We start from the raw sequence: 564 nt of genomic DNA on the forward strand, positions 1-564 counted from the left end.
CAGTCCTCACGGTCTGACTTCACAGCACCCGGAACGCTCTCCTACCATTGTTCGAAGAACAATCCGCAGCTTCGGTGATACGTTTAGCCCCGGTACATTTTCGGCGCAGAGTCACTCGACCAGTGAGCTATTACGCACTCTTTAAATGATGGCTGCTTCTAAGCCAACATCCTGGTTGTCTGGGCAACTCCACATCCTTTTCCACTTAACGTATACTTGGGGACCTTAGCTGACGGTCTGGGTTGTTTCCCTCTCGACGATGAACCTTATCACCCATCGTCTGACTCCCAAAGCAAAGTAGCCGGCATTCGGAGTTTGACTGAATTCGGTAACCCGATGAGGGCCCCTCGTCCAATCAGTGCTCTACCTCCGGTACTCGTGCTTTGAGGCTAGCCCTAAAGCTATTTCGGAGAGAACCAGCTATCTCCGTGTTCGATTGGCTTTTCACCCCTACCCACACCTCATCCCCGCATTTTTCAACATACGTGGGTTCGGGCCTCCAGTCAGTGTTACCTGACCTTCACCCTGGACATGGGTAGATCACACGGTTTCGGGTCTACGACC

The 564-nt window shown here is 52.5% G+C and carries 1 rRNA gene; it reads right to left on the reverse strand.

The window, feature by feature from the left end:
• A 23S ribosomal RNA gene (locus tag ACLIBG_RS15605) occupies window positions 1-564 on the reverse strand; the annotation flags it as partial.

It is taken from the genome of Virgibacillus sp. W0181, from assembly GCF_051846915.1.
In the GTDB taxonomy this organism is placed as follows: Bacteria; Bacillota; Bacilli; order Bacillales; family Amphibacillaceae; genus JBPYCR01.